This window comes from Streptomyces sp. NPDC091972 (genome assembly GCF_044756385.1).
In the GTDB taxonomy this organism is placed as follows: domain Bacteria; phylum Actinomycetota; class Actinomycetes; order Streptomycetales; family Streptomycetaceae; genus Streptomyces.
Genome location: NZ_JBIVSV010000004.1, coordinates 237,482 through 250,409 on the forward strand (window position 1 = coordinate 237,482; position 12,928 = coordinate 250,409).

Consider the following 12,928-nt stretch of genomic DNA (forward strand, 5'->3'; position numbering starts at 1 on the left):
TCACCCGCGGTTGGCGCCAAAGTGCTTGTTCACGACCGGAATTCAGGTGCTGTAGTCCTGGATCCGCCTGCCGTGGCTCCGGTCCAGCAGCGCGGGCATCCGCTCCCCCAGCTCCGCCACGACCGTGTCCACGTCGATGGTCAGCAGCTCCCGGTCCCGCATCAGCACACGGCCGTCGACGATCGTCGTGCGGACGTCGGAGGAGCGGGCGCTGTGGACGAGCGTCGCTGCGAGGTCGTGGACGGGCTGGGTGTGCGGCCCGGTCAGGTCCACCAGGATGATGTCGGCGCGGCGGCCGGGTGCGATGCTGCCGACCCGGTCGCCGAGTCCGACCGCGCGGGCGCTCTGGAGGCTTGCGTGGTGCAGGGCCTGACGGGACGTCAGCCACCGTGGGTCGCCGGTGGTGGACTTCTGGATCAGCGCGGTGAGCGCCATCGACTCCCACACGTCGAGGGAGTTGTTGGAGGCCGCCCCGTCCGTGGCGAGCCCCACGGGGATGCCGAGGTCGTGCAGGGCGCGCACCGGTGTGGTGGTGGGCCAGGCGAACTTCAGGTAGCCGCGGGGCGCGGTCGCGACGGCCGTACGCCCCGCCGCACTTGCCAGCAGGGGCAGGTCGCGGTCGAGGATGCCGCTGCCGTGCGCGATCAGGACGTCCGTGTCGAGGATGCCGGTGCGCCGCAGCACCTCGATGGGCGTGACGCCGTGCCTGGCGAGGCTGGCCTCGGCCTGGTCGCGGTTCTCGGAGGCGTGGAGGTGGACGGGCAGGCCGTGCTCGCGGGCCAGCGCGGCGGTCGCTGCGAGGTCGGTGTCGTCGACCGTGTAGGGCGCGTGCGGGGCGAGTGCGGTGGTGATGCGGCCACCGGCGGCACCGCGGTACCGCAGCGCGAACTCCAGTGACGCCTCCCGCCCTTGGGCTCCCTGGGAGGAGAAGTACGCCTGGCCGAGGTGGGCGCGGATACCGCACTCCTCGACGACCGCGGCGACGGCGTCCATCGCGAAGTAGTGGTCGGCGAAGCAGGTGACCCCGCCCCGGATCATCTCGGCGCAGGCCAGCCGCGCCCCCAACTCCACGTCCCGCTCGGTGAGGTTGGACTCGACGGGCCAGACGACGTCGTTGAACCACTCCTCGGTCGGCAGGTCCTCGGCGATGCCGCGCAGCGCGACCATGGGCGCGTGGGTGTGGCAGTTGACGAGCCCGGGAAGGGCGATCTGCCCCCGTGCGTCGATGCGTTCCGCCGCGGGCAGTTCCGCGGCCCGAGCACTGCTGGTCACCGAGGCGACGACACCGTCCCGTACGACGATCGCGGCGTCCCGCTCGAACCCGATCCGCTCGTGATCGTCGTGCGTGAGCACGGTACACGGGGAGATGATGAGACCTGCGGGAGAAGGCGTCATACAGGCACCGTACGACGCGGTCGTGCCCTCGCAGTGGGTGGACCGCGCATCCCGTCGCCGCTCTGTCGCGGCGGCGCGGGCGCGTGCACCCTGGCCTCACCACAGCCCGTCGTACGCCTTGCGGAAGGGGTCCGGCATGCTCGTCGGCACCTGGAACCTCGAGAATCTGATGCTGCCGCGCAGCGGCGACGGCGCTCCGGCGACCGAGGCCGAGTACGAGGCGAAGGTGGCGGCCCTCGCCTCCGTGATCGCCGCGCTCGACCCGGCGCTGCTCGGCGTCCAGGAGGTGGTGCAGGAGGAGGCGCTCGCCGACCTGGCCAAAGCTGTCGGCGGTGAGTGGCACATCGCGCTCTCCCGGCACGCGGACCGCAGGGGCATCCGGGTCGGTTTCCTCAGCCGTACTCCGCTGCGGACGCGGCGGGACACCCATGTGTTCGCGGAGGGGCTGCGTCCCGTGCAGGGCGACGACGGCACCGCGCCCGGTCCGCACGACCGCGAGACCAGCCGTGGCTTCCTCGCGGTGGAGACGGACACCGGTGACGGGGTGCTGCACGTGGCGGTCGCCCATCTCAAGTCGAAGCTGCTGTCGTACCCGGCGCCCCCGGGCAAGAGCCGCTTCCAGCCGCACGACGAGGCCGAACGGGCCCGCTTCGGCGCCTACGCCCTCTACCGGCGGGCGGCCGAGGCGGCGACCCTGCGTGCCGTCGCGGACTTCCTGCTCGAAGGCGCCGGGACCGAACGGGACGTGATCGTCCTCGGCGACATGAACGACGTCGTCGACGCCGCCACCACGCAGATCCTGCTCGGCCCGCCCGGCTCGGAGCTCGACAGGCCGCGTGCGTTCCACAAGTCCGACCTGGGCGATCCGTTCCGGCTGTGGGACATCGCCCCGTGCATACCCGAGGAGCGCCGCTTCTCCCGGGTCAGCTTCGGACGGGCCGAGCTGATCGACCACGTCCTGGTGAGCCACCGTCTGGCCGGGCGCATCGCGGAGGCCGGGACGGGACTGCCCGGGCACCGGGACGACGCCCTCGTCCTGCCGTCGGTGGGCGAGGACCCGAGGCAGCGGGTGGGCACGCCCGGCTCGGACCACGCCCCGGTGTGGGTACGGGTGTGACTCCTAGCGGGTGGGCGGGAGTTCGGGCCGCCTCAGCCCGACCCGCATCCGTCCCCGGTCGAGCCGGCCGACTTCGTCGAGGAGTTCGGCGAGCCGACCGACCTGTTCCGAGGCGAGCCGTCCGGAGTCGTCGAGGTGGACGGCGCACGCGGTGGTCGTGTCGACGATCCGCTCCAGCACGGCGACGATCTCGTCGGCCCCCTCCGAGTGCCGGGCCAGCGCGGGCAGTTCGGCGGCGGCGACGGCGATGGCGGTACGGGCCTCGGCGAGCGCCCGGTAGGCCTCGCGACGGAGGGTCCAGCGCAGGGGGCGGGTGTCCGTGTCCTGGGTGAGGGTGTCGCCTGCGGCCGCTTCGGCACCCCGTGGGCCGGTCCGCCCGGTCTCCCGGGGACCAGGCCGGCGCTCGGTCTCCTCCAGGACGTGCGCGAGGTACGCCTGCGCGGCCCCGCCCGCCGCGGCCAGCCGGGACCGTACTCCCCCGCCCCGCTGCCCGGGCATCGGCAGGTGTCCCACGATCAGCACGATGGCGCAGGCGAGCAGTGTCTCGGTGATGCGGCCGGCGGAGGCCTGCGGCTCGCCGCCGACCATGACCAGCGCCAGGACGAGGACCGTGACGACGGCGGTCTGCGCGGCGAAGTGCCGGGTGGCCACCGGGATGAGCGCCCCGCTGACGGCGACCAGCGCGACGAGCCCCTCGGGCCGCGGCAGCACGAGCGCGAACCCGGCGAAGACCAGCGCGCCCAGGACGGTCCCGGCGGCCCGGCACAGCACCCGGGAGGCGAGCGGTCCGAGGTCGGGCTTGACGAGGAAGACGGCGGTGGCGGGCAGCCAGTACCAGTGCTCGTGCTCGCCGTACCAGTGCGCGTGGTGCAGGGCCTGTGCGACGGCGACGCCGGCCCCGAAGCAGAGGGCGACCCGCAGCCCGTACTCCCGCCCGCCGGCCCCGAGGACGGACCGCAGCAGGTCCCGGACGGTGCGCCGGCGCGTGTGCAGGTCCCCGCCCCGCCCCCGGTCGAACGCCTCGGCGGCCCGCAGCAACGCGTCGTCGAGCGCCCGCAGCGCGGGCCGGGACCGGTCGGGCGCCGGCAGCGGCCCGGTCCGCGTGTTCTCCCGTACGGCGGCGGCGAGCCGCCGGGGCCCCGCGGAGGCCCGTCCGGGCACCGCCTCCGCCGCCCAGGCGAGCGCGGTGGCGGCCTCGGCGAGCGGCAGCGCGGCCGCGTACTGCGCGTGCAGCCGCCGCTCGGCGGCCGAGCTCGCGTACCGCCGCAGCCGGGGCCCGGTGAGTGCGTCCTGCGCGTGGTCGAGAGCGGCGGTGAGCGCGACGCGGCGGGCGGTGGCGTGTTCGGTGCCCGCGGCGTCGAGGAGGTCGGCGACGGCGTCGTACACCCCGGCGACGGCCTCCCGCTCCCCGTCGAACCGGAAGTCCCCGGCGAGGGCGCCGGGGGTGGGCAGCAGGAGCCGCAGGGCGAGCAGCCAGCAGGCCCCGCCGAGATAGGCGACGGCCCGCAGCCACCCCTCCTCCGGCAACGGCATGCCCGCGCCGATCGCCGACGCGACGAGCAACTGCGTGCCGGCCGCGGAGGCCACGGGTCCGACGGCGCTGATGCCGCCGGCGATCAGCCCGACGAGGGTGAGCAGGACGGTGAGGGCCACGGCCCCCGTGTACTCCCCCGCGTACGTCCCGACGACCATGCCGACCGCGCCCGCGAGCGCGGGCACGCCGATCCTCGTCACGGAGACCCGCCTGCTCCCGGGCCGGTCGTTGATCCCGGCGAGCATGGCCGCGATGGCGGCGACGACACCGACCGAGGTCTGCCCGACGAGCACGGCGACGAGAAGGACCGGCCCGGCGGACAGGGCTCCCCGTACGACCGCGTTCCACGGGATCGGGCCCCGCTGAGCACGGAGGGCATGGGCGAGCCAGGGCGGTGGGGCGAGCGGCACGGGGCTCCTGTCGTCTGGTCGGGGCGGGGTACGCCTCCGGGCGACGGTGGCCGGGCGTCGGGCTGTGGTGTCCACGGTAGACGGCGTTCCCGGACGGGTCGGGGCGCTCGTGTTACCCGTGTGTGACGATGCATGCAAAAGCCACGTTCTTTATGAACGCAACCCTGCGCGGCCGCCTCTAACGGCGTGCCCGGATCTCGCCCGGGAGGGCGCATGCCGGTCGGGCCCGGAAATTGGGATGCGGTCCCGTCCCCCCGGCCCCGATGATCGCAAGGTTGTCCGCCGTTCGTCACAGGAGTCCACGTGATCCAGCGAGTCACCGCCCCGGGTCTCTTCCCGCCGCCGACCTACTCCCACGCCTCCGTCGTCGAGGCGGGCACGAAGCTCGCGTTCCTCGCCGGGTCCGTTCCGCTGGACGCCCGGGGGAATCTCGTGGGCGAAGGGGACCCCGCCCGGCAGGCCGAGCAGGTGATCGCCAACCTGCGGGAGCAACTGCACGCCGTGGGAAGCGGCTTGGAGCACGTGCTGGCGACCGACGTGCACGTCGTGAGCAGCGAGCCCGCGGTGCTGTCCGCCGTGTGGGAGGTCGTCGAGGCGTCCGGGCTGAGCACCGGTCCGCACTCGTCGACGCTCATCGGGGTCGCCTGCCTCGGGTACACCGGCCAGTTGGTGGAGATCACGGCGACGGCCGTGGTGCCGGAGGTGCCGGCGCGGTGAGCGCGGTCGTCATCCGCCGGGCCACCGCTCCGGACGCCTCCGCCGCGGCCGACGTGTACCTGCGCTCCTTCGCCGCCGCGTTGCCGACGGTGCGACGGCCGCGGTCCGACGAGGAGGTGCGCGCCTACATCCGGGACGTCGTCGTGCCGCTGCGCGAGACCTGGGTCGCCGAGGAGTCCGGGAGCGGCGCGATCGTCGGCCTGATGGTCCTCGCCGGGGATCTGCTGTCCCAGCTCTATCTCGACCCCGACTGGCGGGGGCGCGGCATCGGCGACCGGTTCGTCGCGCTCGCCAAGGAGCGCAGCCCGCGGGGGCTGAGCCTGTGGACCTTCCAGGTCAACGGGCCGGCCCACCGCTTCTACGAACGGCACGGCTTCGTCGAGGCCGAACGCACCGACGGCAGCGGCAACGAGGAGCGGGAGCCGGACGTGCGGTACGTCTGGCGCCCCTGAGCGGGGCCGGATCGGTGCGGATCAGTCCGACCGCGCCCCCCACACCCGCCGCTTCGGCACCGGCCTGGCATAGCCGCCCACCCGGCTGGTGCTGAGCCCCAGTGCCACCAGCGACTCCGCCAGTTTCACCGCCGCGCCCACCCCGTCGACCACGGGAAGCCCCAGCTTCTCCCCCACCGTCCGCTGTAGTCCGGTCATTCCGGCGCACCCCAGCACCAGCACCTCGGCGCCGGCTTCCCGGGCCCGTTCGGCCGCCGCGAGGAAGGCGGTCTCGGTGCGTTCCTCGTCGCCGAGGTCCAGCACGCCGAGGCCGGTGCCGACCACCGCCGCGCAGTTGCGGCCGACCCCGGCCAGCTCCAGGCTGTCCTCGATCTGTCCGCAGGACCGCTCCAGCGTGGTCACCACGCCGTAGCGCCGGCCCAGCAGACAGGCGAGATGGGCGGCGGCCTCGGTGATGTCGACGACCGGTACGCCCACCAGTTCCCGGACGCCCTCCCGTCCGTGCTCGCCGAAGCCGGCCATGACGACGGCGTCGTAGGAAGGACCCTCGTACGTGCGCAGCAGGTCGATGACCGCCGCCGCGGAGAGGTAGCTGTCGAGCCAGCCCTCCGCGGACTCGGGGCCCCACGCGGGGGTGAGCCCGAGCACGGTGGTGCCCGGGCCTGCGGCGGCCCGGGCACCTCGTGCGATCTCCTCGGTCATCTCCTGCGTGGTGTTGCAGTTGGTGACGACGATGCGCACCTCTCTCAGACCTCCACGGCCTCGGGGACCGGGCGAGCCGGTCGCTCGCTGCGGCACAGCAGCGCGTACAGGCCGGCCGCGAGGGCCGTACCGATGAACCAGGAGTACGGGGCCACGTCGCTGAACGCCTTCACCAGGGCGAGGACGCCCGCGACACCGGCCGCCGGCAGGAACGCCCACAGCGCCCTGGGGTTGACGCCCTTGCGGTAGTAGTAGCGGGAGCCCGGCTCGGCCCTGAAGAGTTCGTCGACGTCGACGCGGCCCTTCTTGACCCAGTAGTAGTCGAGCATGATCACGCCGAACAGGGGGCCGAGGAAGGCGCCGAGGCCGCCGAGGAAGTAGTTGACGACCGTGGGGTTGGAGAAGAGGTTCCACGGGGTCACGACCAGGGCGGCGACCGTGCTGATCATGCCGCCGACCTTGAAGGTGATCTTCTGCGGCCAGACGTTGGCGAGGTCGTAGGCCGGGGAGACGAAGTTGGCGACGATGTTGACGCCCATGGTGGCGATGGCGAAGGTGAGCGCGCCCAGGACCATCACCCAGGTGTTGCCGACCTTGGCGACCAGCTCGGCCGGATCGGTGATGGCCTGCCCCCAGACCTCGAGCGAGCCCGCGGTGACGATCACGGAGACGACCACGAAGGCCGTGGAGTTGATCGGCAGGCCCCAGAAGTTGCCGCGGCGGACCGTCCGGTAGTCCGGTGCGAAGCGGGAGAAGTCGCAGAAATTGAGCATCAGCGTGCCATAGGTGGCGAGGATCAGGCCGATCGCGCCGAACCACTGCCGCCACTGCTCGCCGACGGAGACCGGGTGCGGGGTGGTGGTGAGCGAGATGCTCCAGCCGGCCTTGGCCAGCACCCAGACCGCCAGCGCGATCATGACGAGCCAGATCGCCGGGCCGCAGAAGTCCTGGAACTTGCGCACCGACTCCATGCCCTGGCTGATGATCAGCGCCTGGATCAGCCACAGGGAGAGGAAGGAGACCCAGCCGAGGGCGTCGAGACCGAGGAAGGAGCTGTGCGTCCAGGACTCCAGGCCGGGCCAGGCGGCCAGCAGCATCACGTTGACCGCGACGGAGGCGAGGTAGGTCTGGATGCCGTACCACATGATGGCGATCACGGCCCGGATGAGGGCCGGGACGTTGGCGCCCCACACGCCGAAGCTGATGCGGCTGACCACGGGGAACGGCACGCCGTGGCGCTGGCCGATCTTCCCCATCCAGTTCATGCCGACGTAGATGAGCACGAAGCCGACGAGCAGGGAGGTGAAGACCTGCCAGACGTTCATGCCGAGGACCAGCAGACCGGCCGCGAAGGTGTAGTTGCCGAGGTTGTGGACGTCGGACATCCACATGGCGAAGAGGTCGAAGACCTTCCAGTTGCGCTTGCCGGCGGGCGCCAGGTCTTCGTTGGTGAGCCGTGGATCGGGGACGAACGCTGGTGCGCCGGTGACTTCGGCACGGTCGGCGAGGGACACAGAACCTCCAGGGACGGGAGGGACAGGAGGAGGGCGGCCGCCTGGCAACCAGTTTTGGTATACCAAACTGCCGACATAGTCCCGCCGTCAAGAGTTCTGACCGATGTCGCGTCCGTTAACGCTGCGTAAAAGAGCTCCGGCGCCAACGACTGCTCGCGCGTCGGAGAAGATGGCTCCATGAGCTCCACGACGAACACCGAGCCCCTCGGCGCCGTCCGCGAACGCGTCCTGGCCACCCTGCGGCAGGAGATCATCGCCGGCGGACTGCGGCCGGGCGACCGACTCGTCGAGCGGGAGCTCGCCGACCGCTTCGGAGTCTCCCGGGTGCCGGTCCGCGAGGCGATCCGCGCGCTGGTCGCCGAGGGCTTCGTCCACTTCGAGACCCCCCGCCGCACGGTCGTACGGCGGCTGACCCCGAACGACGTCAAGGAACTCTTCGAACTGCGCGAGGCCTTGGAGGTGTACGCCGCCGGTCTGGCCGCGGCCCGGGCGACCCCGGAGGACCTCGCCGCGGTGGAGCGGCTCCTCGACCTCGCGGCGACCGCGACGGAGGCGGGCGACGCGGAGACCATCACGGACGTCAACAGCCGGCTGCACGACAGCATCGTGGCGATGGCTCGCAACAGCCTGCTGGTCGAGGCCCTGGAACCGGTTGCGGGCCGGCTGCGCTGGATGACCCGGCGCAACGAGGAGTGGCACCAACTCCTCGTCGAACACCGCGACTTGTACGAGGCGATCGCCTCGGGCGACCCGGACCGGGCCCGCGCGCACGCCCTCGCGCACGTACGCACCAACTACGAGTCGACGGTACGGCAGCTGTTCGGGGAGTCCGCCGGGACGATCTAGGTGTGCGCGCGGCGGGCGTACCTGTCGGTCGCCGCCACCAGCGCGGCCGTACCCAGTTCCCCGGCGTTGTGCCCGCCGCCGTCGATCACCGTCAACTCGCTGCCCGGCCAGGCGTGGTGGAGCCGCCAGACGGTGCCGAGCAGATTGCCGAGGTCGAGGCTGCCCTGCACGAGGGTGCCGGGGATGTCCTTCAGCAGGGGGGCGTCACGCAGGACGACACCCTCGTCGTTGCCCTCGCCCAGGAAGTGGTCGTTGCCCCAGTAGTGGGTGACGGTCCTGGCGAAGCCCTGACGGAACACCGGGTCCTCGTACCGTGGCACCGAGCGCGGCGGGGCGGGCTCGATCGCGGTCTCCCAGTCGGTCCACGCCCGCGCCGCCCGCGCCCGCACCTCGGGATCGGGCGATTCGAGCAACCGGTTGTAGACGGCGGCGAGGTTCCCGGACCGCTCCTCCACGGGCAGCTCCCCCACGAACCGCTCGAACGCCTCCGGGAACATCTTCCCAAGTCCCCTGGTCAACAAGGCCACTTCGGGATTCGAGCCGGTCGCGACCCCGGTCAGCACCATCTCCGTCACCACGTCCGGATGCGTCTGCGCGTACCGCAGCCCGAGCACCGACCCGAACGACACACCCCACACCAGCCACCGGCCGATCCCCAGATGCCGCCGCAGCGACTCCAGGTCCGCGATGAGATGCGGCAGCGTGTTGACACGCATGTCGGTCGCGTACGCGCTCGCGGGCGGCGTCGACCGCCCCGCGCCCCGCTGGTCGAGCAGCACGATCCGGTAGGCGGCGGGATCGAACAGCCGCCGCGCCCACGGCGAACAGCCGGACCCCGGACCCCCGTGCAGCACCACCGCCGGCTTGCCGTCCGGGTTTCCGCAGGTCTCCCAGTACACGCGGTTGCCGTCGCCGACGTCGAGCATGCCGTGGTCGTACGGTTCGATCTCCGGGTAGAGAGGCATCCGGCGACCCTATCCGTCGTACGGGGGCCTCGTCCTGTCGCTTTCGGCGGTACGGCCCCGCAGTCCCGCCGCCTCGGCCGCCGTACCCAGCACCTCCCTCAGCATCCCGGGCGTGAGCTTGCCGGTGAAGGTGTTGCGCTGGCTGACGTGGAAGCAGCCGAAGAGCTCGAGTCCGTCGAGCGGGACGCGCGCCCCGTGTCCGAAGGCGGGGCGCGGCCGGGGCACGCTCCAGCCGGCCGCCGCGAAGGCGGGCAGCGCGGCCTGCCACCCGAAGGCGCCGAGCACGACCACGGTACGGAGCGTGGGCCTGAGCAGGTTCAGCTCCTGGACGAGCCAGGGCCGGCAGGTGTCCCGTTCGCCGGGGGTGGGCTTGTTGGCGGGCGGTGCGCAGTGCACGGGCGACGTGACCCGCACGCCGTACAGCTCGAGTCCGTCGTCCGCGGTCACGGCGGTCGGCTGCGAGGCAAGGCCGATGTCGTACAGCGCCTGGTACAGCACGTCCCCGGAACGGTCGCCGGTGAACATCCGCCCGGTGCGGTTACCGCCGTGCGCGGCCGGAGCGAGCCCGACGATCAGCATCCGCGCGTCCGCGGGCCCGAAGCCGGGCACCGGCCGCCCCCAGTACGTCCAGTCGGCGAACGCGGCCCGCTTGGTCCGGGCCACCTCCTCCCGCCAGTCGACCAACCGCGGGCAGGCACGACAGCCGGAGATCCGGCGGTCGAGATCGTCCAGGGCGTTCACGGGTCCACGGTACGGGCAGGTCGCCGGGGTGGCGGGGGCCGGGGCAGTCGCGGGTCGTCGGGCCGGGGCGGTGGTGGCCGGGCGGCGCTGCGGGGTACCGCCCGGAAAACCCACCGAAGGCGCACGGCCCCGGGTATTAAGGTCGAAGCCATGGCTGTGGAACGTACGGACGACAACGAAACCGGTGGGGCGGGCCGGGCCGACGAACCGGCCGACGGTCCCGGCGCCGAGGCACCGGACCCGAAGGTCGCCGCCGCCGTCGCCGCCGCGGTGGCCGCCGGGCCGCAGAACGGCGAGACGGTGCGCACCGACAGCTGGATCTGGTCCGTGCGGCTGGTCAAGACCCGTTCCGCGGGGGCCACCGCCTGCCGGGGCGGGCATGTGCATGTGAACGGCGAGCGCGTGAAGCCCGCCCACTCCCTGCGCGTCGGCGACGAGGTGCGCGTCCGCCAGGAGGGACGGGAGCGGATCGTCATCGTCAAGCGTCTGATCCGCAAGCGGGTCGGCGCCCCCGTGGCCGCCCAGTGCTACGTCGACAACTCTCCCCCGCCGCCGCCCCGTATTGCCGTCGCCCCCGCCGGTATCCGCGACCGCGGCGCCGGCCGCCCGACCAAGCGCGACCGCCGCGAGCTGGAGCGTCTGCGCGGCCTGGCGGAGGGCAACCGCCGTACCCGCTTCGGCGGACCGGGCGGACCGGCCGACTTGAGCGGACCCGACGCTCCGGAGGGTGCAGGCGCCCCGGACGAGACAGGCGACTCGGGCCAGGCACGTCGTCCGGACCGGACCCGGCGTTCGGGCCGGGGCGGGAGCGCGGGCCGAAGCGGGCGCTCGCGCTGAGCCGGACGCGGAAGCGGTAGCCCGCACACGGGCAGCGGAACCGGGGCCCGGACTCGGGCCGGACACGGCCCCGGCATTGGCACCGGACCCGGACCCGGTTATGGACTCGGAAACAGGAGCCCCGGAACCGATACCGCAGCCGGCACCCGTCGGTCACCACGCTGAGACCGGTCCCCTCCCCGAAGGGCAGGGCACCGGTCTCAGCGCAGTGACCGTGGGCGGTCGCGCTCGTCATGCCCGTCGTCGCACCAGCCGCAGCAGGTCCGCGTTGTGTCCTCGCCGGGCCCAGGCGATCAGGGCCAGCGGGATGATCAGGATGAGGGGAGTCGCCGCGTTCTCCCCGTCGAAGCTGGTGAGCTGGACGACGAACGCGCCGACCATCAGCCCGCTCAGCGCCGTGGCCGCCACCGACTGAAGCACCGGGATCAACAGGGCGATCCCGCCGGCCGCTTCGAGCACGCCGATGGTGTACATGCCCGCGCTGCCCCAGCCCATCTTGTCGAAGCCCTCGGCGGCCGACGGGTGCGCGATCAGCTTGGGGAGCGCGCTGGCGATCACGTAGAAGAGGGCGAGCACGACCTGAAGGGTGCGCAGGGCGATCCGGGCCCGGCGGCCACGGGCGGTCGGGGACTCGGCGATGACGGGGGAGGCGGTGGAAGCGGCGGTGCCGGTGACGGGGACGGTGGTCTCGGACATCGGGGTCTCCTGTGGGAAGCGGTCCGTGCTGCTGTCACAGGGGTAGACCCGCACCCGCAGCCGAACTCATCGCCGCCGCGCGATCGATTTCCCGCCGGCACCGGGCCTCAACTCACCCCGCCCCATCCGCTACCGGCACCGCCCGCGCCCATATCCGGTCCTCCGTCAGATACCGGTCCACGCGCAGCCCCGCCTCCCCCAGCGCCTCCTCGAACTGCTCCCGCGTCAGGGGACGGGCCCGGAACGTCTGTGTCCAGGTGGCGTCCGGGAACTCGTACTCCACGTGGACCGAGTTGACGCCCGGCGCCACCGGTTCCGACGACACGATCCGAACGGTGAACCCGGCTGGGTCGACCCGCTCACGCGGCAGACCGGTGTGGTAGTCCTCGCCCTCCCGCTGGATCAGCACACAGCCGTCCGGCGCGACATGCCGGGCGCAGGTGCGCAGCATCCCGCGCCGCACCTCCAGGTCGGCGTTGTGCACGAGGAACGACGCAAGCAGCACCACGTCGAACGTCTCGCCCAGGTCGAGGTCCTCGATCGGTCCGCATATCGTGCGCGCTCCCCGCACGCGCTCCAGCATCTCGGCGGACTCGTCCACCGCGGTGACCGTGAATCCCCGCTCCAGCAGCGGACCCGTCACGCGTCCCACGCCACTGCCCAGCTCCAGGATGCTCGCCCCCGCCGGCACCGCCGCGGCGACGATGTCCGGCTCCGCTCCCACGGGCAGCCGTGAGTAGAGCTCGACCGCGCATCCGTCCGGGGTGATCGCTCCCGGTCCCGTCCCCTGATGTCCCGCTCGCCTCTTCAACTCCATACCCGCCCAACGGCCGGTCTCCGCACGGCCGTTCCCCCCTCGCACAAATTCACCCGTCCGAGCTACGGGGAATCCAGCCGCGCACTGCTGTCGGAGGGGCCGTCCGCGTCCGCCCCCTGGCGGAACCACCCGAGCCCGCCCCCGCGAGCCACCCACACCTGGCCCGGCGAAACCCTCCTCACCCG

Annotated in this window: 13 protein-coding genes; 5 read left to right on the forward strand and 8 right to left on the reverse strand. The window is 72.8% G+C overall.

Going from position 1 to position 12,928, the window contains the following annotated elements; translation table 11 throughout:
• Positions 1-42: 42 nt before the first annotated feature.
• Positions 43-1,395, reverse strand: coding sequence for an amidohydrolase (locus ACIQJT_RS13645; RefSeq protein ID WP_402642993.1), 1,353 nt, complete (start codon positions 1,393-1,395; stop codon positions 43-45).
• A 136-nt stretch (positions 1,396-1,531) separates the two neighbouring features.
• On the opposite strand from ACIQJT_RS13645, the gene ACIQJT_RS13650 reads away from it, so the two are divergent.
• The gene (locus ACIQJT_RS13650; protein ID WP_402642996.1) at positions 1,532-2,512 is read left to right on the forward strand and encodes an endonuclease/exonuclease/phosphatase family protein; all 981 of its coding nucleotides are present in this window, start codon (positions 1,532-1,534) and stop codon (positions 2,510-2,512) included.
• 3 nt (positions 2,513-2,515) lie between these two features.
• Here the strand turns inward: ACIQJT_RS13650 and ACIQJT_RS13655 are convergent, their stop codons facing one another.
• Positions 2,516-4,456, reverse strand: coding sequence for an FUSC family protein (locus ACIQJT_RS13655; protein ID WP_402642998.1), 1,941 nt, complete (start codon positions 4,454-4,456; stop codon positions 2,516-2,518).
• Between the two features lie 303 nt (positions 4,457-4,759).
• Between ACIQJT_RS13655 and ACIQJT_RS13660 the strand changes: the two genes are divergently transcribed.
• Together ACIQJT_RS13660 and ACIQJT_RS13665 are read left to right on the forward strand one after the other, a co-directional pair.
• On the forward strand, positions 4,760-5,173 hold the full coding sequence (locus ACIQJT_RS13660) for a RidA family protein (protein ID WP_402643001.1): 414 nt from the start codon (positions 4,760-4,762) through the stop codon (positions 5,171-5,173).
• A complete protein-coding gene (locus ACIQJT_RS13665; protein WP_402643005.1) occupies positions 5,170-5,625 on the forward strand; it encodes a GNAT family N-acetyltransferase in 456 nt (151 codons plus the stop codon). Before ACIQJT_RS13660 ends, ACIQJT_RS13665 begins: the two co-directional genes overlap by 4 nt.
• Before the next feature lie 21 nt (positions 5,626-5,646).
• Here ACIQJT_RS13665 and ACIQJT_RS13670 read toward each other — a convergent pair whose 3' ends face one another.
• Together ACIQJT_RS13670 and ACIQJT_RS13675 are read right to left on the reverse strand one after the other, a co-directional pair.
• Complete coding sequence (locus tag ACIQJT_RS13670; protein ID WP_402643007.1) at positions 5,647-6,366, reverse strand: aspartate/glutamate racemase family protein; 720 nt, start codon at positions 6,364-6,366, stop codon at positions 5,647-5,649.
• A 5-nt stretch (positions 6,367-6,371) separates the two neighbouring features.
• Entirely contained in the window at positions 6,372-7,841 is a 1,470-nt protein-coding gene (locus tag ACIQJT_RS13675; RefSeq protein ID WP_402643009.1) for an NCS1 family nucleobase:cation symporter-1, read from the reverse strand.
• Between the two features lie 177 nt (positions 7,842-8,018).
• Here ACIQJT_RS13675 and ACIQJT_RS13680 point away from each other — a divergent pair, with 177 nt between their 5' ends.
• The gene (locus ACIQJT_RS13680; RefSeq protein ID WP_365451564.1) at positions 8,019-8,687 is read left to right on the forward strand and encodes a GntR family transcriptional regulator; all 669 of its coding nucleotides are present in this window, start codon (positions 8,019-8,021) and stop codon (positions 8,685-8,687) included.
• On the opposite strand, the gene pip is transcribed toward ACIQJT_RS13680, so the two are convergent.
• Together pip and ACIQJT_RS13690 are read right to left on the reverse strand one after the other, a co-directional pair.
• Entirely contained in the window at positions 8,684-9,652 is a 969-nt protein-coding gene (gene pip / locus ACIQJT_RS13685) for a prolyl aminopeptidase (protein WP_402643012.1), read from the reverse strand. The two genes, ACIQJT_RS13680 and pip, sit on opposite strands and share 4 nt — an antisense overlap.
• A gap of 9 nt (positions 9,653-9,661) precedes the next feature.
• Positions 9,662-10,393 (reverse strand): uracil-DNA glycosylase, encoded by a 732-nt coding sequence (locus ACIQJT_RS13690; protein ID WP_402643014.1) that lies wholly within the window; start codon positions 10,391-10,393, stop codon positions 9,662-9,664.
• A gap of 150 nt (positions 10,394-10,543) precedes the next feature.
• Here ACIQJT_RS13690 and ACIQJT_RS13695 point away from each other — a divergent pair, with 150 nt between their 5' ends.
• On the forward strand, positions 10,544-11,230 hold the full coding sequence (locus ACIQJT_RS13695) for an RNA-binding S4 domain-containing protein (protein ID WP_402643016.1): 687 nt from the start codon (positions 10,544-10,546) through the stop codon (positions 11,228-11,230).
• Between the two features lie 231 nt (positions 11,231-11,461).
• Here ACIQJT_RS13695 and ACIQJT_RS13700 read toward each other — a convergent pair whose 3' ends face one another.
• Together ACIQJT_RS13700 and ACIQJT_RS13705 are read right to left on the reverse strand one after the other, a co-directional pair.
• Positions 11,462-11,926: a DoxX family protein gene (locus ACIQJT_RS13700; RefSeq protein ID WP_365451556.1), complete on the reverse strand. Its 465-nt coding sequence runs from the start codon at positions 11,924-11,926 to the stop codon at positions 11,462-11,464.
• Positions 11,927-12,038: 112 nt separating this feature from the next.
• Entirely contained in the window at positions 12,039-12,743 is a 705-nt protein-coding gene (locus tag ACIQJT_RS13705) for a class I SAM-dependent methyltransferase (RefSeq protein ID WP_402643019.1), read from the reverse strand.
• Between the last annotated feature and the right edge of the window lie 185 nt (positions 12,744-12,928).

Bases quoted from the DNA above. Each gene is read 5' to 3' on its own strand.
- ACIQJT_RS13645 (WP_402642993.1), bottom strand. From the start codon at position 1,395: ATGACGCCTTCTCCCGCAGGTCTCATCATCTCCCCGTGTACCGTGCTC.
- ACIQJT_RS13650 (WP_402642996.1), top strand. From the start codon at position 1,532: ATGCTCGTCGGCACCTGGAACCTCGAGAATCTGATGCTGCCGCGCAGC.
- ACIQJT_RS13680 (WP_365451564.1), top strand. From the start codon at position 8,019: ATGAGCTCCACGACGAACACCGAGCCCCTCGGCGCCGTCCGCGAACGC.
- pip (WP_402643012.1), bottom strand. From the start codon at position 9,652: ATGCCTCTCTACCCGGAGATCGAACCGTACGACCACGGCATGCTCGAC.
- ACIQJT_RS13695 (WP_402643016.1), top strand. From the start codon at position 10,544: ATGGCTGTGGAACGTACGGACGACAACGAAACCGGTGGGGCGGGCCGG.
- ACIQJT_RS13700 (WP_365451556.1), bottom strand. From the start codon at position 11,926: ATGTCCGAGACCACCGTCCCCGTCACCGGCACCGCCGCTTCCACCGCC.
- ACIQJT_RS13705 (WP_402643019.1), bottom strand. From the start codon at position 12,743: ATGGAGTTGAAGAGGCGAGCGGGACATCAGGGGACGGGACCGGGAGCG.